Raw genomic sequence first — 17,950 nt, 5'->3', positions numbered from 1 at the left:
CAAGAGCTCAAGCAACACTTGAAGTAATTGCACGCCGAAGCTGAAGTGGCTGCACGCCGAAGCTTTTGTGGCGAGGGAGCTTGCTCCCGCTCGGCTGCGTAGCAGTCGTCATCGGGTCAATGCGGTATGACTGGATGACCGAGTTGCCTGGGGTGGGGCTGCTACGCAGCCCAGCGGGAGCAAGCTCCCTCGCCACAGGGGCCGGGTCGAAATAGAAATATAAAAAAGCCCGACTCAATGGTCGGGCTTTTTTATACAGAAGGCTTCGCTTATTTAGCGCGGCCTTTGTAGGAACCGCCTTCGCGGGTATCGATCTCGATCATGTCGCCGATTTCGATGAAGTCAGCAACCGATAGCTCGGTGCCGTTCTTCAGTTTGGCAGGCTTCATCACCTTGCCGGACGTGTCACCGCGAGCGGAGCCTTCGGTGTAGTCAACCTGACGCACGATGGTGGTCGGCAGCTCTACGGAAACCAGGCGCTCTTCGAAGAACACGGCTTCGCAGACGTCGGTCATGCCTTCTTCGATGAACGGCAGAACGCTTTCGATGTCTTCGGCGTTCAGCTCGTACATGGTGTAGTCAGTGGTGTCCATGAACGTGTAGGTGTCGCCGCTGATGAAGGACAGGGTCGCTTCTTTGCGGTCGAGGATCACATCGTCCAGTTTGTCGTCGGCGCTGTAGACGATCTCGGTCTTGTAACCGGTCAGCAGGTTCTTCAGCTTGGTCTTCATGATCGCGCTGTTACGACCCGACTTGGTGAACTCAGCTTTCTGAACCAGCCAAGGATCGTTTTCGAGACGGATCACGGTCCCGGGTTTCAGTTCTTTACCAGTTTTCATTGCGAATATCCGAATTTGGATGGGATTTACAAAAATCTAGGCCGCGTATCATATCCAATTTACATAAAACTGCACCAGCGCTGCGGCAAGATCGGGTCGCGAGGCCTGTTCCAGACACCACGCCTGGGCGTGTTCGAGCAGTTCCGGCTGCTGTTCGCGGCTGGCTTTCCAATGTTCGGCCATGTCCTGGCCGGCATTCCAGGCCCGCCACAGACCACCGGTCGCTTTTTGCGCGGCTGGCGAAAGCCCCTGATTGTAGAGGGTGAGAAACGCCTCGAGTTTTTCCAGGTGGACGTCCTCTTCCTGCTGGTAGATATGCCAGAGCAGCGGACGGCCGGCCCATTGGGCGCGCACGAAGGAGTCCTCGCCGCGCACGGCATTGAAATCACAGCACCACAGCAAGTGGTCGTACTGATCCTGGCGGACGAACGGCAGCACCTGCACCGTCAGCGCGCCGCGTCGATGCAGCGCACCGGCTTTCAGGCCTTCGACAGCGAGCCAACGCTCGACATCGCCCAACACCCGACCTTCGGGAACCAGCACATGGAACGCCTGGGCATCGGTTGCCATTGCGTCAAACCAGCTCGCCAAACCTGCGTTTTCATAGGCAAACAGCGAGATCAGGCACGTCTCCGGCGCCCGCTCGATGCCCAATCCCTGGAGGAAAATACGTTGTGCCTCGGCATCCTGTTGGAATTGCCGACGACGCTCCAGCAAACCGGCCTCACGCAGCAAACCACCTGTTCCCTCCCGAAAGCCCGGAAAAAAGAAGTATTTCTGCACGTGTTTGTACTTGACCGACGGCAAGCCGTGGCAACCGATCACCCAGTCCTCGGCGCTCAGATAATCGAGGTTCATCCACAAGGGCGCGGTCGGGCGCTCGGCCATCGCCTCCATGTAGGCACTCGGCAACTGGCAGGCAAACGCGGCGATCACCACCTCGGCGGCCTCGGTAGCCGGCCAGACCGCAGGCCAGTGGCGCACCTGTACGCCCTGCTGCCATTGCTCGGACAGGGTGATATCGATTTCCGGACACAGCCGTTCGAAGGCGCGTAGATCGTCAACCCAGAGCCGCACCGCGCATTGGTGCTCGGCCACCAGTTGCCGAGCCAGGCGCCAAGTGACACCGATGTCGCCATAGTTATCGACGACGGTGCAAAAAATATCCCAGCGCACAGCCATTCTCGACTCCCTGTGACAAAGGCCTGATTGTCCCGAATAAACCGATCGCGCAGAAGAGCCGACGGCGATTAATCTTCATGCGACAATCACCGCCTGCCCATGCCCCTGCCAGGAAGCAGCCATGCCCGATCACTCCCCAGCCCCACGTCTCAGCGCTTTGAAATTGGCGGCCAGTATTGCCCTGGGCCTATGGTTGGGGTTTCTCGCCATCGTCCTGACCGGCTGGCTGCTGTCAAAGTTCCTGTTCGACGAACAACTGGCGCCCGTGGCCGCCGCCGTCCATCAATTGGCGCAACCGCCGGCGGTGCAACCGGCCCCGGAACCGCCCGCCCCCATGTTCGAGCAGTACCAGCAGAACCTGCAAAGGAACGAGCAGCGCCAGGCGCTCGATCAGGCCAGGAGCAATCCGCGCAACCTGTCCAACCCCAAGTGCCAGTTCTGGTTGCAGCAGGACCAGAATGCGCCCAGTGAAAAAAGCCGCGCCAACGTCCTGCAATTCTGCGAATGATATGAACAAACAGACCGTCCACCAGTTGATTCTCGACAAGCTCAAGATTGATCTCGACATCGCCGAACGCGCCGCGCAGACCGCCTACGAAACCGCGACCCACGAAGAAAACATCGCCGAGAACAAATACGACACCCTGGGCCTGGAGGCGTCCTATCTCGCCGCCGGACAAGCCAGGCGCGTGGAAGAAATCCGCCAGGCCCTCGCCCTCTGCCAGAACCTGGCCTTAAGGCCCTATGACGAGGAGCGAGGCATTCAGGTCGGCACGTTGATCGGCCTGGAAGATGAGGACGGCCGCCAGCAATGGCTCTTTTTGGGGCCGGATGCGGCGGGTTTGAAGGTTTCGCTGGTGGGCCAGCCGATCACCGTCATCACCCCTCGCTCACCGCTGGGCCGCGGCCTTTTGGGCAAGTTCGAAGGGGATGAGGTGGAAATCGTCGTAGGGGGCGCCCGGCAACAGTTCGCTGTCACCGAGGCGATCTAGAAGGGCCTTAGTGCACCGGCAGCTCGACACCGTCGAACAACTCTTCGAGTTCCTGCTTGTTGTGGCACTGGATGGCTTTGGCCATGACTTCACGGGTCAGGTGCGGCGCGAATTTCTCGATGAAATCACACATGAAACCGCGCAGGAACGTGCCACGACGGAAACCGATCTTGGTCACGCTGGATTCGAACAATTCGCTGGCATCCAACACCACCAGGTCACTGTCGAGCTTGGTATCGACGGCCATCTTCGCGACGATGCCCACGCCCAGGCCCAGGCGAACGTAAGTCTTGATCACGTCGGCGTCGGCGGCGGTGAACACCACTTTCGGCGTCAGGCCACGGTGGCTGAAGGCTTCGTCGAGTTTGGAACGACCGGTGAAACCGAATACATAGGTCACGATCGGGTATTCGGCCAGGGCTTCGAGGGTGAGCTTGGGCAGCTTGGTCAACGGATGGCCCTGGGGCACGACCACGCAGCGGTTCCAGCGATAGCACGGCATCATCACCAAGTCACCGAACAACTCCAGGGCCTCGGTGGCAATGGCGAAATCCACCGTGCCATCGGCCGCCATCTCGGCGATCTGCATCGGCGACCCCTGGTGCATGTGCAGCGCCACGTCCGGGTATTGCTTGATGAAATTGCTGATCACCGGCGGCAGCGCATAACGAGCCTGGGTGTGAGTGGTGGCGATCGAGAGGGTGCCTTTTTTCTCGTTGGAGAATTCCTGGGCGATCTGCTTGATGCTCTCGACCTTGCGCAGGATCTCGCCGGCCGTGGTGATGATGCGCTCACCCGCCGGGGTCACGCGGGTCAAGTGCTTGCCGCTGCGGGCGAAGACTTCGACGCCCAGTTCATCTTCCAACAGGCGGATCTGCTTGCTGATGCCGGGTTGCGACGTGTAGAGGCTTTGGGCAGTAGCGGAAACGTTGAGGTCGTGGTGCGCCACTTCCCAGATGTAGCGCAGTTGTTGAAGCTTCATATGTATCCCTCAAAGCAGTTGGACGCCACGGGCATCAGCGACGGTATATAACTATATGGAAGGTCACGACAATAAATCTAGAACTTTTTATAGAACGCCATCATTTAGCCTCAGGCCTCGCCCTGGCGTCGGCGCTGCACCAGCGGGACCAGGTAGACTGGCACCCGGGATAACTGCAATACCCGCGCAGCGGTCCTGCCCAAGGGGGTTTCACCGCTCGCTCCTTGGCAATGACTGCCCACGATCAACAAATCCACGGAGAGTTTCGCAGCCTGCTCCAGGATGACCTGGGAAGGATCGCCCTGGTACACCCTGACCGATTTGATCAGTTTCAAGTCCTGTTGCCCGTCCCCCAATTCCTCGCGGAAATTGTCGAGCACCCGCTGTTCGATATTGGCCATCACCGTACTCAGACCTTGGCGATGGAATTCGTTCAGCGCTTGCTCGTCGAGATAGCTTTGCAACACCGATTCGGCGAACAGCCCCATCGGTTCTACCGCATGCACCACATACAACTCGGCTTCAAACGTCCGTGCCAACGCCAAGGCATGCTGCATCACATAAGGGGCGTAGAGACCCAAGTCTGTGGCGTACAGCATCGAACGAATCATGTGACCTCCTCGAGTGCCAGAATGGCGGAGATTGATTCAGCTTAGCAGCGCCTTGGAGACTGCGACGTGCGGCCTGACGTCCCGGCCCCGAGGTCGTCAGGGCTTTATTTCGTTACTGATGCCATGGGGCACGTGACCGGTGGCGACCACCTCCCGAGCCAGTTCGCAATGGCCCGTCTGGTCATCGAAAAACACATCGGCGGCGAAGGCCTCCAGAAAGGCCGATTTGGTCAGGCCGCCGAGAAACAACGACTCATCCAGACGGATGTCCCATTCACGCAACGTCCGGATGACCCGCTCGTGGGCCGGTGCCGAACGGGCCGTCACCAGCGCCGTGCGGATGGGGCAGGCGTCCTCGGGAAACTCACGTTGCAGCGCATTGAGCGCCGCCAGGAAGCCCTTGAACGGCCCGCCCCGCAGCGGCTCGCGGGCGGCCTGTCGCTCGCTGGCCTGGAATGCCTCCAGACCACCGGTCTGATAGACACGCTCCGACTCATCGGAAAACAGCACGGCATCGCCGTCGAAGGCGATGCGCAATTCCCCGCTAGCGGCGCGACTGGCACCACCCGACAGGATGGTCGCCGCGGCAAAGCCAGCGTCCAGGGCGCTGCGCACGTCTTCAGCGTGAGTGGACAGAAACAGATCGCAGCCGAAAGCCTTGAGGTACGGGTAAGGGCTACGGCCGCCAACGAAGGCCGCGCGTGAAATGGCCAGCCCATAGTGATGAATGGAGTTGAACACCCGAAGGCCGGTGTCGGCACTGTTGCGTGAGACCAGGATCACCTCGACCCGGGCACGCCCCAGGTGCTCGTTGAGGTCCAGCAGTTTCTGCACGAGGGCGAACGCGTCACCGGGCGCCAGGACTTCGTCTTCATGCTCGATCTGATATTGCCGATAGGCCTCGACGCCACTCGACAGGTACACCTTGTGGCTTTCCCTCAGGTCGAACAGCGCCCGCGACGAAATCGCCAGCACCAATTTGTCGTCGATGTTGTTTGCCATGCCGCTCCCCCCTTTCGCCCGCTCAGCGGTTGTTTCGATCCATGAACGCCAACGCCTGATACAAGGCTTCGATTTTCGGCAGCTCACACCCTGCCGCTTTCGCCGCCACCAATGGCCGGCCATAGATCGCGTCCAGTTCCAGCGCACGCTTGTGGGAATAATCGTGGTACATGCTCGGCCAGTAGTCGGGCATCTTCTCGGTCATCGCGAACAGGTACTCGGCATAACCCGGCGCGATCTGATGCCCGCAGGCTTGGGCACCGCGAACCACCTCCCCCATCAGCGCCTGGATCAATTCGCGGCTATGGTCGTTGGCCATCAACGGCGTAGTACTGGCGCCCAGCAGAACCGAAAGGCCGTTGTACGGCACATTCCACACCAGCTTCTGCCAGCGGGCCTGTTGCAGGCCGGGCATGGCCTGGGCGTCGATACCGGCGCTGCGGAACATCGTCGTCGCTTCTTCGACGATCGCCATGCGTTGCGCCTGATCGGCGCAAGGACCGCTGTGATAACCGACGTTGACCGCGCCAAGTGCCTGATGGGCGACGACGCCAGGGCCGACGCGATGCACGCAGATCAGGCACAGGCCACCCAGCAGGTGCAACGAGTCGGGCAGCAACGGTCGAAGGTCGTCCTCGACATCGAGGCCGTTCTGCAGCAGCAGGACTTTGGCCCCATCAGCGGCCGCCTGGGCAATGGCCGGGGCCAGGTCGGCATTGCTGGTGGTCTTGGCGCCGACCAGCAGCCAGTCGCAGGGCGGCATGTCGGCTGCCGAGGGATAGGCCTGGACCGGGTGGAGGGCCAGCGCACCGTGGACCGCGCTGTCGATCCGCAAACCGGCTTCGGCCACGGCGGCAAATTCGCTGCGCAACAGGAAGTGCACGTCAAAACCGGCACGCGCCAGCATCACCCCGTAGAACCCGCCAATCGCCCCGGTGCCGATCATCCCGATCCGTGGTTTAGCGCCTGCCTGCATCGTTGCAACTCTCCTGGTAAAAGTTCCTGCACACTATCAGCGCGAGCGGCACGGCATGCAATCCTCATTACATCTGCTGACGAAACTGTTGCAGAGCCACCTCCAGGGCCTTTTCCCCAGCCTGTAGGGCATTAAACCCGTCCCAGCCCATTGTCGAGCCACCTCGTAACGCGATAAGGTTCGGCTCCCCGACGCGCTTAAAATCCGCTGTGCACCGCCGCGCGGGGATCGCTGGCGGCCGGCACCCGTGACCTGACGAGTAACACGATGGCTGATTTACCGATCAACGACCTTAACGTCGCCTCCAACGAGACCCTCATCACGCCTGACCAGCTCAAGCGCGATATTCCCTTGAGCGACGCTGCCCTGCGCACCGTGACCAAGGGCCGGGAAGTCATTCGCAACATCCTGGACGGCACCGACCATCGCCTGTTCGTGGTCATCGGCCCCTGCTCGATCCACGACATCAAGGCCGCCCACGAATACGCCGAGCGCCTGAAAGTGCTGGCCGCGGAAGTATCGGACACCTTGTACCTGGTCATGCGCGTGTATTTCGAGAAACCTCGGACCACCGTCGGCTGGAAAGGCCTGATCAACGACCCGTACCTGGATGACTCGTTCAAGATCCAGGACGGCCTGCACATCGGTCGCCAGTTGCTGCTGGACCTGGCGGAAATGGGCCTGCCCACCGCCACCGAAGCCCTCGACCCGATCTCGCCGCAGTACCTGCAGGACTTGATCAGTTGGTCGGCCATCGGCGCGCGTACCACCGAATCCCAGACCCACCGCGAAATGGCCTCCGGCCTGTCGTCGGCGGTAGGCTTCAAGAATGGCACCGACGGTGGCCTCACCGTGGCGATCAACGCCTTGCAATCGGTTTCCAGCCCGCACCGTTTCCTGGGCATCAACCAGGAAGGTGGCGTGTCGATCGTCACCACCAAGGGCAACGCCTACGGTCACGTGGTGCTGCGCGGTGGCAACGGCAAGCCGAACTACGATTCGGTCAGCGTTGCCCTGTGCGAGCAGGCACTGAACAAAGCCAAGATCAAACCGAACATCATGGTCGATTGCAGCCACGCCAACTCCAACAAGGACCCTGCCTTGCAACCGCTGGTCATGGAAAACGTGGCCAACCAGATCCTGGAAGGCAACCAGTCGATTATCGGCCTGATGGTCGAAAGCCACCTGAACTGGGGCTGCCAGGCCATTCCGAAAGACCTCGCCGACTTGCAATACGGCGTCTCCATCACCGATGCCTGCATCGACTGGAGCGCGACCGAGAACACCCTGCGCAGCATGCATGCCAAGCTCAAGGATGTATTGCCTAAGCGGCAGCGTGGCTAAAAGATCGCAGCCTCGTTGCACTCGACAGCTCCTACACGCTCCTACGCATATTTGGGGTATGTAGGAGCTGGCGAAGCCTGCGATCCTTGCTCCACCAGAAATAAAAAACGCCGGGCTTCTCAGCCCGGCGTTTTTTATTGGGAATCCGTTTTCTCAGAGCTTCGCCGCGTGCCGCTGGTGACGCTCCATGTAGCGCTCCACGTAGGAGCAGGACGGGATCACCGTGTAGCCCATTTCTTCAGCGTACTTCAGCGCCTCTTCGGTCAACTTCGCTGCAATCCCCCTGCCGCGCAGGGCGTTGGGCACGAAGGTACGATAGATGTCCAGGGTCTGCTTGCCCAGGTCCATGTAGGTCAGATAGGCACGATGACCGTCCACATTGGTCTCGAACTGATGACCAGCCTGGTCATGGTGGATGGTAACCGCCTCGCTCATCACTACTCCTCGCGGGTCTGAATGCCGACCCCTACCTTACCGATGTTTTTCCGGCGAAGGAACCTCTACGCCACCCCGTGCCTTCCTGGTCACCGAGCGCCAAAACCGATCCGCCCAAACCCGAGCACGTCGTGAATAGTAGGCACCAATGACGCAAATGCTCAAGGCACGCCTGTCATCGAAGGGGTGAACCTGGTCGGGTTTATCGATTGAGCGCCATCGTCGCGCTGTAGTCGGTCACGGTGCAATAGCTGAACATCGCCAGTTGTTGAGTCTTGAGACGAGCGCGCGTAGTTAAAGTCACCGCCAATACCAATAAAGATGCCCGGAGCGCTGCACAAAAAATGTACAAAAGTGTAGGTGAATCAATAAACAACGACGTTAGCGAGGTCTGCGAGAGTTCACCCGGCCACGGAACTTTTTTTCGTCGACGCGCTCCAGGCAAGGGCTTTGGCCTGTATATTTTTTAAACAACCCTCAGAAAAGTTGCTCGAAAAAGAATCACCGCCTACAATTTTTTTGCTTCTTGCGCTACGTCAGTTTACTTACTACAAGTAATGGGTAGTATGTACGCCGGCTAACTCCTCAGTCTGGGGAGACAGTCACTAATAGAAAGTCCTTGAAGGGGAAACCGATGAACAACGTTCTGAAATTCTCTGCTCTGGCCCTGGCCGCAGTTCTGGCTACCGGTTGCAGCAGCGCATCGAAAGAAACCGAAGCACGTCTGACTGCTACCGAAGACGCAGCAGCTCGCTCCCAGGCTCGTGCAGACGAAGCTTACCGTAAAGCTGATGAAGCTCTGGCTGCTGCTCAAAAAGCACAACAGACTGCTGACGAAGCTAACGAGCGTGCTCTGCGCATGCTGGAAAAAGCTAGCCGCAAGTAATAGTCCTTCGGGATTGTTATCGAGCCGACCCATTCTTGGGTCGGCTTTTTTTTTGGATTCAAGAGCTATTGACTGGTGTTTTACCAGGCGATAAAAAACCCGCCGACATCGCGAAACGTCGGCGGGTTGCTTTCAAGCTTTTACTGCTGCAGGTCGATCGGCGCGCTCGAAACCATCGGTGCCGAGGTATTTGGAACTGCGATTTCCACTGGCAGGCCATCTTCGGCCGCGACCACGTCCCGCACCACGTCCCAGTTCATGCGCAGGTTGCTGGTGATGTCTTCGCGCTTGAGCATCGCGTTGATGACGGCGGTGTGCTTGTCCACCACCGACGGGTTGCCCTTGTCGTCCAGCGGCGTATGCGCTTCCAGATACACCTTGCCGCCGCTCAAGCCCAGCTTGTAGGGGTCGTTGATGATCCGCACCGACGTGCCCACCGGCACCATGCCGGCCATTTCCAGTACGTTGTTGTTGAACATCCGGAAGCAACCGTGACTGGTGCGCATGCCGATGCCGAACTTCTTGTTCGAACCGTGGATCAGGTAGCCCGGGGTGCCCAGGGTGAACTTGAAAGGACCCAGCGGGTTATCAGGGCCGGCAGGCACGACATTCGGCAACGGGTCGCCGTCGGCGGCGTGTTCGGCCTTGATCGACGCGGGCGGAGTCCAGGTCGGGTTCGGGGTCTTGGCGATGATGCTGGTGTGGGCGATTGGCGAGCCCCAGCCCTCACGGCCAATCCCCAGCGGGAAGGTGTAGACCACGTTCCGCCCCTTGGGGAAATAGTAGAGACGGTACTCGGCCAGGTTGATCACGATGCCCTCGCGCGGGCCCGGCGGCAGGATGAAGCGAGTGGGCAACACGATCTCGGTACCAGTGCCCGGCAACCAGGGATCAACCCCCGGGTTGGCAGCGACCATCTCGCTGTAGCCCAGGTCATAGGCGGTGCCCAGGTCGGCGAAGGTGTCTTCGTATTTGGCCTTGATGACCTGCACCTGGCCGATGATGTCTTCACCCGGCGGTGGCAGGGGCAGCTCCAGGGCGGCAACGGGGCCCGCCATACACAGGGCGGCAAGAGACAGGCAGCGGGCGACGGCAGGCAAGCGCGGCAACATCCGGGAAATCCTTCGCAGATCGAACTGGGGTATGAAAACGGCGATTGTACACTGCCACCTGTTATTTCGGGGAGAGCGGTACGGAGGCGTCCGATGCGCAGCATGTCTGGAAATTGAAATGGAACCCTGTGGGAGCGGGCTTGCTCGCGAAAGCGGTGGGTCTGCTTGCGTTGATGTCGAATGTGCCGCCTTCGCGAGCAAGCCCGCTCCCACAAAGGCAATACCTAGAATTCGGGGATTAAAGTTCGAACCGCAGCTCCGGCCAGATCGGCGAGGTGCCGCGCTTTTGGGATTCCAGGATCGCCCGGCACAGCGAGCACAGGCGATGATCCTGGAAAATCTTGCGATCGACGCTCGACCAGCGCGGCTGGGCCGGCAACAGGCTGCCGCAGAGGGTCCGGTCGGCCGAGCCACCGAGTTCCAACTGCCGGGTCACCAGGTGCACCCGTACTTCCTGGCAGGCGAACAGGTCCAACTGCTCGTCAGGCTCGATCAGTTGGTAGGCAAACAGGGACCAGGCGGGACGCGGCATCGGGGGCTCCAAATCGGGGGCGCCACATTAGCCGAAAGCCCGCCGGTAGAAAAGCGTCAAAGCAGCGGTTTCAGCGTCGGCCAGACATTTTCCAGCAACTTGCCCTGGGCCGCGACGGACGGGTGCAATCCGTCACTCTGCATCATGGTCGGAACGCCACCGACGTCCTTGAGGAAAAACGGCACCAGCGGGACTTTCTTCTCCTCGGCCAGGGTGCTGTAGACCCGAGCGAAGGCATCGGTGTAGCGCCGTCCGTAGTTGGGCGGCAATTGCATACCCAGCAAAAGTACCTTCGCACCGCTGGCGCGGGCGCTGTCGATCATCGCTGCAAGGTTTTGTTGCAATTGTGTTGGCGGTTGTCCACGCAAGCCATCGTTGCCGCCCAGCTCCAGGATCACCAGGTCCGGTTTATGGGCTGCAAGCAGCGCCGGCAGCCGCGCCTGGCCTCCGGCGCTGGTGTCGCCGCTGATGGAGGCATTGACCACTTTATCGTCAAAACCCTCGGCCTTGAGCCGTTGTTCGAGCAACGACACCCACCCCTGCCGGGTATCCAGGCCGAAAGCCGCGCTGATACTATCGCCAACGATCAGGACTGTACCCGCCGCTGCGTTCTGGACCATGCACATCAAGGCCAGGCCGGCACTCAAAAACCACACACGCATCGGATTCTCCATGGGCTCAAGCATTCTCACCGCGACGGACCTTAGCAAAGTGGTCGCCAGCGCGGAAGGTGAACTGACCATCCTGCATGAACTCAGCCTGGAACTGAACAAGGGCGACAGCCTGGCCATCGTCGGCGCGTCCGGTTCCGGCAAATCCACCCTCCTGGGCCTGCTGGCCGGCCTCGACCTGCCCAGCAGCGGCGAGGTCACGCTCGCCGGGCAGGCCCTCAGCGCGTTGGATGAAGACCAGCGGGCGCGGATCCGCGCCGAGCATGTCGGTTTCGTCTTCCAGTCATTCCAGTTGCTCGACAGCCTCAATGCACTGGAAAACGTCATGCTGCCGCTGGAGCTGGACGGCCGCAAGGATGCCCGCGAACGCGCCACGCAACTGTTGCAGCGCGTCGGCCTGGGCCAGCGCCTGACCCATTCGCCGCGCCAGCTCTCCGGTGGTGAACAGCAACGGGTGGCGATTGCCCGCGCCTTTGCCGCCGAGCCCGACGTGCTGTTTGCCGACGAACCCACCGGCAACCTCGATAGCCACACTGGCGAGCGCATCAGCGACCTGCTGTTCGAACTGAACAAGGAACGCGGTACGACCCTGGTGCTGGTCACCCATGATGAACGCCTGGCCCATCGCTGCCGGCGCCTGATCCGACTTGAAGCCGGCGAGATGGTCGCCCCTCTGGAGCCTTGATGGCACGTCTGCCGCTGTTGCGCCTGTTCAGCCTCGCTGTCCGTCAATTGCTTCGCGATGCCCGCGCCGGTGAGTTGCGGGTGTTGTTCTTCGCCCTGTTGGTGGCGGTGGCGGCGAGCACCGCCATCGGCTACTTCGGTGCCCGCCTCAACGGCGCGATGATGATGCGCGCTACCGAATTCCTCGGCGCCGACCTGCTGCTCGAAGGCAGCTCGCCGGCCCGCCCGGAGCAGATCCGCAGCGGCACCGAATTGGGCCTGGAACATGCCCGGGTGGTGGAGTTCTCCAGTGTCGTGGCCACCGACAATGGCATCCAGCTGTCCAGCGTCAAGGCGGCCGATGACCGCTACCCATTGCGCGGCGAGCTGAAAAGCACCCCTGCCCCGTTCGCCCCGGAAGAAACCGGCGGACGTCCGAACCCTGGCGAGGCCTGGGTCGAGGCACGGCTGTTGACGGCACTGGACCTGAAGATCGGCGACAGCATCGACGTCGGCAACCAGACCCTGCGCCTGGCCCGGGTGCTGACCTATGAACCCGATCGCGCCGGCAACTTCTACAGCCTCACCCCGCGGGTACTGATCAACCTCAAGGACCTGGAGGCCACCGGCGTGGTGCAACCGGGCAGTCGTGTCAGCTATCGCGACCTGTGGCGCGGCCCGGCACCGGCCCTGCAAACCTACCGCGACCTGGTCAAGCCTGGGCTTGAACCCAACCAGCGCCTGCAGGATGCCCGCGACGGCAACCGCCAGATCGGCGGCGCCCTGGGCAAGGCCGAGCGCTACTTGAACATGGCCAGTCTGGTGGCGGTGTTGTTGTCCGGTGTGGCCGTCGCGCTTTCGGCCAACCGCTTCGCCACCCGACGCTTCGACGCCAGCGCGCTGCTGCGCTGCCTGGGCCTGTCCCGCCGGGAAACCATGGTGCTGTTCAGCCTGCAATTGACGGTGCTGGGCCTGCTCGCCAGCATCAGCGGCGCACTGCTCGGCTGGGTCGCCCAATTGGGCCTGTTCGCCCTGCTGCATGACCTGCTGCCTACCACCGTTCCGCCCGGCGGCCTGCTGCCGGCGATTGCCGGAATCGGCACCGGGCTGGTGGCGTTGGCGGGGTTCGCCTTGCCGCCACTGGCTGCGCTGGGGCGAGTGCCGCCGTTGCGTGTGCTGCGCCGGGACATGCTGCCAATCCCCTCCAGCTCCTGGGTGATCTACGGTGCCGCACTGGGCGCCCTGGGCCTGATCATGTGGCGCCTGAGCCTGGACCTGGTGCTGACCTTCGCCCTGTTGGGCGGTGGTGTCGTTGCCGCGCTGGTGCTCGGCGGCCTCTTGTTGCTGTTGCTCCAGAGCCTGCGTCGCCTGCTGGCCCGCGCCGCCCTGCCCTGGCGGCTGGGCCTCGGCCAATTGCTGCGTCATCCCCTGGCGGCGGCCGGCCAGGCCCTGGCGTTCGGCCTGATCCTGTTGTCCATGGCGTTGATCGCGCTGCTGCGCGGCGAGTTGCTGGACACCTGGCAAAACCAGTTGCCCAAGAATGCGCCGAACTATTTCGCCCTCAACATCCTGCCCAACGACAAGCAGGCCTTCACCGACAAGCTGCTGGAATTGTCCGCGCAATCAGCCCCGCTCTACCCCGTGGTACCCGGGCGCCTGATCAGCATCAATGGCGAACCGGCCACGGAGTTCGTCACCAAGGATTCGGCGGGTGACCGGGCACTGCAACGCGACCTGAGCCTGACCTGGGCCGCGGACCTGCCGGCGGGCAACGTCGTCACCGCCGGGACCTGGTGGCCGCAGCAGCCACCGGACGATGTCCCGGGGGTTTCGGTGGAAGGCAAAGTGGCCGAAAACCTCAAGATCAAGCTGGGCGATCGCCTGGTCTTCAGCGTGGGCGGCGTCAACCGTGAGGCGAAGGTCACCAGCTTGCGGGAAATCAACTGGGACAATTTCCAGCCCAACTTCTTCATGATCTTCCAGCCCGGCACATTGAAGGACCTGCCGGCGACCTACCTCACCAGCTTCTACCTGGCGGCGGGTCACGACCAACAAATCGTCGACCTGTCCCGGGCCTTCCCGGCGGTGACGATCCTGCAAGTCGAAGCCCTGCTCGAACAACTGCGCAGCATCCTGGCCCAGGTGACCCTGGCCGTGGAGTACGTGCTGTTGTTTGTACTGGCGGCGGGGATGGCGGTGCTGTTTTCCGGCCTGCAGGCCACCCTCGACGAGCGGATTCGCCAAGGCGCGCTGTTGCGCGCACTGGGCGCCGAACGCCCCCTGCTGGTCAAGGCCCGACGCATCGAATTCGGCCTGTTGGGGGCGGTCAGCGGCCTACTGGCGGCCCTGGGCTCGGAGCTGGTGAGCCTGGTGCTTTACCGGTACGCCTTCGACCTGCCCTGGCACCCGCATCCATGGCTATTGGTATTGCCGCTGTTGGGGGCCTTGTTGATCGGCGCGGCCGGGGTGTTTGGTACCCGTCGGGCGCTCAACGCCAGCCCGCTGACAGTATTGCGCGAGGGTTGATAGACTCCCGGCTTCGCTATCACAAGAAGTTGCCATGAGCCGTTATCGCCCACCCCGCACCGCCGGCACCGCGCTGATCACCCCCGAGGGTGAAGCGCGGATGCGCGCCGAATTCCATGAGCTGTGGCATGTGCGCCGTCCCCAGGTGACCCAGGCGGTCAGCGAGGCAGCGGCCCAGGGCGATCGCTCGGAAAATGCCGAATACACCTACGGCAAGAAAATGCTGCGGGAAATCGACAGTCGCGTGCGCTTCCTCACCAAGCGCCTCGAGGCGCTCAAGGTGGTCAGTGAAAAACCCAGCGATCCAAACAAGGTTTATTTCGGCGCCTGGGTCACGGTCGAAGATGAGGACGGCAAGGAATCACGCTATCGCATTGTTGGCCCGGACGAGCTGGATCTGAAACAGAACCTGATCAGCATTGACTCGCCGTTGGCCAGGGCACTGATCGGCAAGGCCTTGGACGCGGAGGTCAGCGTCCAGACGCCCACAGGTGAGAAGCGGGTCTACATCGTCGACATCGCGTATCCGTAATATCCGTAATCCTCGCCTCAGCGGCGAGTGATCAGGCCCTGCCGTGCAACACGGGTCAGTTGCCGGATCATTTCGGGAGCGTCCGCCGTGCTGGGGGATTGGATGACAGCCAGGTCGAAGCTGTCATTGGTAAAACGTGCCAGTGACTCACCGTCTTCGACGAATTGGATCAGGAAAGCAGCAGGCCCGTGGTTGCGACGTGGCCAGCCGTCAAGGTAACGCAAGAGTGTTGGCTGGTGGGTGCCGCCCAGGAGAATTTTCGGGTTGCGCTGCACTAGGTTCGCCGTGATCGGCGCAAGACGTACAAGGGGACTGGGTGCGTTCATCGTGTCGTGTCTCTGCCTCAAAAGTCTGCATGGCAGGTGAGAGGCAACACCGAACCAGCGCTTTAGCGGTATTTCGAAGCCGTGTTTTTCCGGCTTCTATCGGCGACTGGATGAGTCACCTGGCGCCCCGCAAGTAGCTGTTTAAATCGGCGCATGAGCGGCATCCTAGAGAAGCTGACTGGTCAGTGTCAAGAATCACTCTCCATAAAAGACGCTGACAGAACGTAATGCTGTTTACGTCAGGAAGTGCGCTTTTCTGAGGGAGGGAGAGCGCTTTTGTTTGGGGTTGGGTACATATCCGTTGCTGCGGTAACGGCGGCTTAGGGTTCCGCCCTGACGGCGGGTCACTTTTGGAAGAGCGCCAAAAGTAACCAAAAACGCTTTGCCCCACCACTCGGTGCCTCGCTTAGGCTCGGCATGCCCTCACTCCGGCATTGCTCCGTGGGCCGCCGCGAAGGGCCATCCATGGCCCAGAGTGTGTAAAAACCGATAAAAACATCGTCGGCACGTCGTGCCGACAGGTGTTGGCCAACTGATAAAAACCTAAAGCGCTCCTGTACCTCCAAACGGCCCCTACAAGCGCTAGCAAGGCTCAGTAGGCTTGATTAACGGGGCAAAACCGCAGGCTTTCAGGCCGTCAGCGCCTTCATCAGACCTTGCGCACCTAGGATTTCCATCACTCTTTTCCAATTGTAAGCGAGCACATTCAAGCTCATTTCGGTGCTCACCCCAGCCAGCCGTCGCGTCAGAAAATGAGTCGCCCCCATCCATTGCTTCAGCGTCCCGAAGGGGTGCTCGACCGTTCTCTTGCGGATGATCATCATCTGCGGCTCATTGTTCTGGCGGGCCTGCATTTCCTCCAGTACCGCCTCGTGTTCCCAGCGCCGAATCTTTCTCTCTCTGGCCGGTGTGCATTGCGCCTTTATTGGGCAGGCTCTGCAGTTGGAGTGCCAGTAAACGTCCAGCTTCTTGCCCTTGTCGACGTAAAAGTTGCGCCAGATCAGCACTTGCTTGGCGGGGCAGACGTACACATTTTTTTCCGCGTCGTAAACAAACTCGTCATTGCCGAAGCGGCCATCAAATTTGGCCCGCGAGCTCAGCGTTTTCGGCACATAAGCTGTGATTCCTGCCTCGTGACAGGCCAGGATTTCTCCGCTTTTGTAATACCCTCGGTCCGCCACCACCGACAACGATTCGATTTGCATCGCCTCACGGGCTTGCTGGGCCATCGAGCTAAGCTGATCACGGTCGTGACCGACATTGGTCACCTCGTGCGCGACGATTAAATGGTGTTTGGTATCGACTGCTGTCTGCACGTTGTAGCCCACGATGCCATGACCGCTCGTCATCATCATCGAGCGCGCGTCCGGGTCGGTCAGCGAGATCTGTTTGTCCGGCGATGCTTCAAGCTGTATTTCAATCGCCTGGAGCGCCTTCATCTGTTCCTTTAATTTGGCAATTTTTTCTTCCAGGCCGCCTTTGGGCCCTGAAGACTTGGGCTCTTCCCGATCAGCCTCATCCAGGGCCTTCAGATAACGGGCGATGCTTGACTCGATGTCTTCCATCCGACGCTTCAGCTTGGCGCTGGTAAAATTGCGGTCGCGGTTGTTCACCGCCTTGAATTTACTGCCATCGATGGCAACGAAGTGTTCCGAGAAGAGCCCCAGTTGTTGACACAACACGACGAACTGCCGACAGACTCCTCGAATGGCCTTCCCATTGTCTTTGCGGAAGTTGGCGATGGTCTTGAAATCCGGCATCAGGCGACCGGTCAGCCACATCAGCTCGACGTTGCGCTGCGCCTCGCGCTCAAGGCGCCGGCTTGACTGGATACGGTTGAGATAGCCGTAGATGTAGATCTTCAGCATGACTGCAGGATGATAAGCCGGTCGGCCTGTTTTAGCGGGGACAGCGCTTTCAAAACCCAAGTTGATCAGGTCGAGCTCATCCACGAAGACATCGACAACGCGCACCGGATTGGTATCGCTGACGTAGTCGTCCAAGCTCTCGGGGAGCAAGGTAGTTTGATCTCGGTGTTCACCTTGGATGAAGCGTTTCATGGGCAGCCCTTGCAATGAAGTCCTGGGGAAATCATAGCAAGGGTTGGCTTCGGAGTTTTTACACACTCTGGGCCCAGCGCGGCTATCCCGGCATCCATGCCGGGATGCCCACTCCACAATGCCTGCGTTCGGCCAGCGTGGTTTAACGGGGCGTCCAAATCAAGATCAAGATCAAGATCAAGATCCAAAGCAAGAGCAAGAGCAAGAGCAAGAGCAAGAGCAAGAGCAAGAGCAAGAGCAAGAGCAAGAGCAAGAGCAAGAGCAAGAGCAAGAGCAAGA

19 protein-coding genes are annotated in these 17,950 nt (G+C 60.6%); 7 read left to right on the top strand and 12 right to left on the bottom strand.

Translation table 11 applies throughout. The features are described 5' to 3' along the window. Positions 1-269: 269 nt before the first annotated feature. Both HU767_RS27225 and earP read right to left on the bottom strand, forming a co-directional pair. Positions 270-839: an elongation factor P gene (locus HU767_RS27225; RefSeq protein ID WP_003199385.1), complete on the bottom strand. Its 570-nt coding sequence runs from the start codon at positions 837-839 to the stop codon at positions 270-272. 48 nt (positions 840-887) lie between these two features. Beyond that, positions 888-2,021, bottom strand: coding sequence for an elongation factor P maturation arginine rhamnosyltransferase EarP (gene earP / locus HU767_RS27220; RefSeq protein ID WP_186730966.1), 1,134 nt, complete (start codon positions 2,019-2,021; stop codon positions 888-890). A gap of 121 nt (positions 2,022-2,142) precedes the next feature. Here earP and HU767_RS27215 point away from each other — a divergent pair, with 121 nt between their 5' ends. Further along, positions 2,143-2,529, top strand: coding sequence for a cytochrome b/b6 domain-containing protein (locus HU767_RS27215; RefSeq protein ID WP_186730965.1), 387 nt, complete (start codon positions 2,143-2,145; stop codon positions 2,527-2,529). A 1-nt stretch (position 2,530) separates the two neighbouring features. Continuing rightward, complete coding sequence (locus HU767_RS27210) at positions 2,531-3,013, top strand: GreA/GreB family elongation factor (protein ID WP_186730964.1); 483 nt, start codon at positions 2,531-2,533, stop codon at positions 3,011-3,013. Between the two features lie 7 nt (positions 3,014-3,020). On the opposite strand, the gene cysB is transcribed toward HU767_RS27210, so the two are convergent. From cysB to HU767_RS27190, 4 genes are all read right to left on the bottom strand, one after another. Next, positions 3,021-3,995 carry an HTH-type transcriptional regulator CysB gene (cysB, locus tag HU767_RS27205; RefSeq protein ID WP_003199376.1) on the bottom strand — a complete coding sequence of 325 codons (975 nt, stop codon included), beginning with the start codon at positions 3,993-3,995 and terminating at the stop codon, positions 3,021-3,023. A 110-nt stretch (positions 3,996-4,105) separates the two neighbouring features. Further along, positions 4,106-4,606: a universal stress protein gene (locus HU767_RS27200; RefSeq protein ID WP_186705358.1), complete on the bottom strand. Its 501-nt coding sequence runs from the start codon at positions 4,604-4,606 to the stop codon at positions 4,106-4,108. A 96-nt stretch (positions 4,607-4,702) separates the two neighbouring features. After that, entirely contained in the window at positions 4,703-5,608 is a 906-nt protein-coding gene (locus tag HU767_RS27195; protein WP_186705359.1) for a 5'-nucleotidase, read from the bottom strand. A gap of 22 nt (positions 5,609-5,630) precedes the next feature. Beyond that, complete coding sequence (locus HU767_RS27190; RefSeq protein WP_186730963.1) at positions 5,631-6,584, bottom strand: putative 2-dehydropantoate 2-reductase; 954 nt, start codon at positions 6,582-6,584, stop codon at positions 5,631-5,633. Between the two features lie 267 nt (positions 6,585-6,851). Between HU767_RS27190 and HU767_RS27185 the strand changes: the two genes are divergently transcribed. Further along, positions 6,852-7,928, top strand: a complete 1,077-nt coding sequence (locus HU767_RS27185) for a 3-deoxy-7-phosphoheptulonate synthase (protein WP_003199364.1) — start codon at positions 6,852-6,854, stop codon at positions 7,926-7,928. A gap of 153 nt (positions 7,929-8,081) precedes the next feature. Here HU767_RS27185 and HU767_RS27180 read toward each other — a convergent pair whose 3' ends face one another. Continuing rightward, on the bottom strand, positions 8,082-8,363 hold the full coding sequence (locus HU767_RS27180) for a GNAT family N-acetyltransferase (protein ID WP_186705362.1): 282 nt from the start codon (positions 8,361-8,363) through the stop codon (positions 8,082-8,084). A 634-nt stretch (positions 8,364-8,997) separates the two neighbouring features. Here HU767_RS27180 and oprI point away from each other — a divergent pair. Then, the gene (gene oprI / locus HU767_RS27175; RefSeq protein WP_003183784.1) at positions 8,998-9,249 is read left to right on the top strand and encodes an outer membrane lipoprotei OprI; all 252 of its coding nucleotides are present in this window, start codon (positions 8,998-9,000) and stop codon (positions 9,247-9,249) included. A 140-nt stretch (positions 9,250-9,389) separates the two neighbouring features. Here oprI and HU767_RS27170 read toward each other — a convergent pair whose 3' ends face one another. The 3 genes from HU767_RS27170 to HU767_RS27160 all read right to left on the bottom strand — a co-directional run bounded on the left by HU767_RS27170 (position 9,390) and on the right by HU767_RS27160 (position 11,555). Further along, the gene (locus HU767_RS27170) at positions 9,390-10,361 is read right to left on the bottom strand and encodes a L,D-transpeptidase family protein (RefSeq protein ID WP_186705363.1); all 972 of its coding nucleotides are present in this window, start codon (positions 10,359-10,361) and stop codon (positions 9,390-9,392) included. Between the two features lie 238 nt (positions 10,362-10,599). Further along, complete coding sequence (locus HU767_RS27165; RefSeq protein WP_003199347.1) at positions 10,600-10,893, bottom strand: hypothetical protein; 294 nt, start codon at positions 10,891-10,893, stop codon at positions 10,600-10,602. A gap of 56 nt (positions 10,894-10,949) precedes the next feature. Next, positions 10,950-11,555: an arylesterase gene (locus HU767_RS27160; RefSeq protein WP_186705364.1), complete on the bottom strand. Its 606-nt coding sequence runs from the start codon at positions 11,553-11,555 to the stop codon at positions 10,950-10,952. Positions 11,556-11,565: 10 nt separating this feature from the next. Between HU767_RS27160 and HU767_RS27155 the strand changes: the two genes are divergently transcribed. The 3 genes from HU767_RS27155 to greB are packed head-to-tail and all read left to right on the top strand — an operon-like array spanning position 11,566 to position 15,285. Next, positions 11,566-12,249, top strand: coding sequence for an ABC transporter ATP-binding protein (locus HU767_RS27155; protein ID WP_060738553.1), 684 nt, complete (start codon positions 11,566-11,568; stop codon positions 12,247-12,249). After that, positions 12,249-14,753: an ABC transporter permease gene (locus tag HU767_RS27150; protein WP_186730962.1), complete on the top strand. Its 2,505-nt coding sequence runs from the start codon at positions 12,249-12,251 to the stop codon at positions 14,751-14,753. Before HU767_RS27155 ends, HU767_RS27150 begins: the two co-directional genes overlap by 1 nt. A gap of 34 nt (positions 14,754-14,787) precedes the next feature. Next, positions 14,788-15,285 carry a transcription elongation factor GreB gene (greB, locus tag HU767_RS27145; protein WP_003199337.1) on the top strand — a complete coding sequence of 166 codons (498 nt, stop codon included), beginning with the start codon at positions 14,788-14,790 and terminating at the stop codon, positions 15,283-15,285. Between the two features lie 17 nt (positions 15,286-15,302). Here greB and HU767_RS27140 read toward each other — a convergent pair whose 3' ends face one another. After that, positions 15,303-15,611, bottom strand: coding sequence for a class I SAM-dependent methyltransferase (locus tag HU767_RS27140; protein ID WP_186730961.1), 309 nt, complete (start codon positions 15,609-15,611; stop codon positions 15,303-15,305). Positions 15,612-16,240: 629 nt separating this feature from the next. Further along, positions 16,241-17,671, bottom strand: a complete 1,431-nt coding sequence (locus tag HU767_RS27135) for an IS1182 family transposase (RefSeq protein WP_186730960.1) — start codon at positions 17,669-17,671, stop codon at positions 16,241-16,243. Positions 17,672-17,950 lie beyond the last annotated feature (279 nt).

This window comes from Pseudomonas sp. SWRI179 (assembly GCF_014268705.1).
Classification (GTDB): domain Bacteria; phylum Pseudomonadota; class Gammaproteobacteria; order Pseudomonadales; family Pseudomonadaceae; genus Aquipseudomonas; species Aquipseudomonas zanjanensis.
Note: the sequence above shows the minus strand (reverse complement) of the source record. Positions and strands in the feature narration are given on the sequence as shown.

Excerpts from the sequence above, each read along its gene's own strand:
- HU767_RS27225 (WP_003199385.1), bottom strand. The coding sequence starts at position 839 with ATGAAAACTGGTAAAGAACTGAAACCCGGGACCGTGATCCGTCTCGAA.
- earP (WP_186730966.1), bottom strand. The coding sequence starts at position 2,021 with ATGGCTGTGCGCTGGGATATTTTTTGCACCGTCGTCGATAACTATGGC.
- HU767_RS27215 (WP_186730965.1), top strand. The coding sequence starts at position 2,143 with ATGCCCGATCACTCCCCAGCCCCACGTCTCAGCGCTTTGAAATTGGCG.
- HU767_RS27210 (WP_186730964.1), top strand. The coding sequence starts at position 2,531 with ATGAACAAACAGACCGTCCACCAGTTGATTCTCGACAAGCTCAAGATT.
- cysB (WP_003199376.1), bottom strand. The coding sequence starts at position 3,995 with ATGAAGCTTCAACAACTGCGCTACATCTGGGAAGTGGCGCACCACGAC.
- HU767_RS27200 (WP_186705358.1), bottom strand. The coding sequence starts at position 4,606 with ATGATTCGTTCGATGCTGTACGCCACAGACTTGGGTCTCTACGCCCCT.
- HU767_RS27195 (WP_186705359.1), bottom strand. The coding sequence starts at position 5,608 with ATGGCAAACAACATCGACGACAAATTGGTGCTGGCGATTTCGTCGCGG.
- HU767_RS27190 (WP_186730963.1), bottom strand. The coding sequence starts at position 6,584 with ATGCAGGCAGGCGCTAAACCACGGATCGGGATGATCGGCACCGGGGCG.
- HU767_RS27185 (WP_003199364.1), top strand. The coding sequence starts at position 6,852 with ATGGCTGATTTACCGATCAACGACCTTAACGTCGCCTCCAACGAGACC.
- HU767_RS27180 (WP_186705362.1), bottom strand. The coding sequence starts at position 8,363 with ATGAGCGAGGCGGTTACCATCCACCATGACCAGGCTGGTCATCAGTTC.
- oprI (WP_003183784.1), top strand. The coding sequence starts at position 8,998 with ATGAACAACGTTCTGAAATTCTCTGCTCTGGCCCTGGCCGCAGTTCTG.
- HU767_RS27170 (WP_186705363.1), bottom strand. The coding sequence starts at position 10,361 with ATGTTGCCGCGCTTGCCTGCCGTCGCCCGCTGCCTGTCTCTTGCCGCC.
- HU767_RS27165 (WP_003199347.1), bottom strand. The coding sequence starts at position 10,893 with ATGCCGCGTCCCGCCTGGTCCCTGTTTGCCTACCAACTGATCGAGCCT.
- HU767_RS27160 (WP_186705364.1), bottom strand. The coding sequence starts at position 11,555 with ATGCGTGTGTGGTTTTTGAGTGCCGGCCTGGCCTTGATGTGCATGGTC.
- HU767_RS27155 (WP_060738553.1), top strand. The coding sequence starts at position 11,566 with ATGGGCTCAAGCATTCTCACCGCGACGGACCTTAGCAAAGTGGTCGCC.
- HU767_RS27150 (WP_186730962.1), top strand. The coding sequence starts at position 12,249 with ATGGCACGTCTGCCGCTGTTGCGCCTGTTCAGCCTCGCTGTCCGTCAA.
- greB (WP_003199337.1), top strand. The coding sequence starts at position 14,788 with ATGAGCCGTTATCGCCCACCCCGCACCGCCGGCACCGCGCTGATCACC.
- HU767_RS27140 (WP_186730961.1), bottom strand. The coding sequence starts at position 15,611 with ATGAACGCACCCAGTCCCCTTGTACGTCTTGCGCCGATCACGGCGAAC.
- HU767_RS27135 (WP_186730960.1), bottom strand. The coding sequence starts at position 17,671 with ATGAAACGCTTCATCCAAGGTGAACACCGAGATCAAACTACCTTGCTC.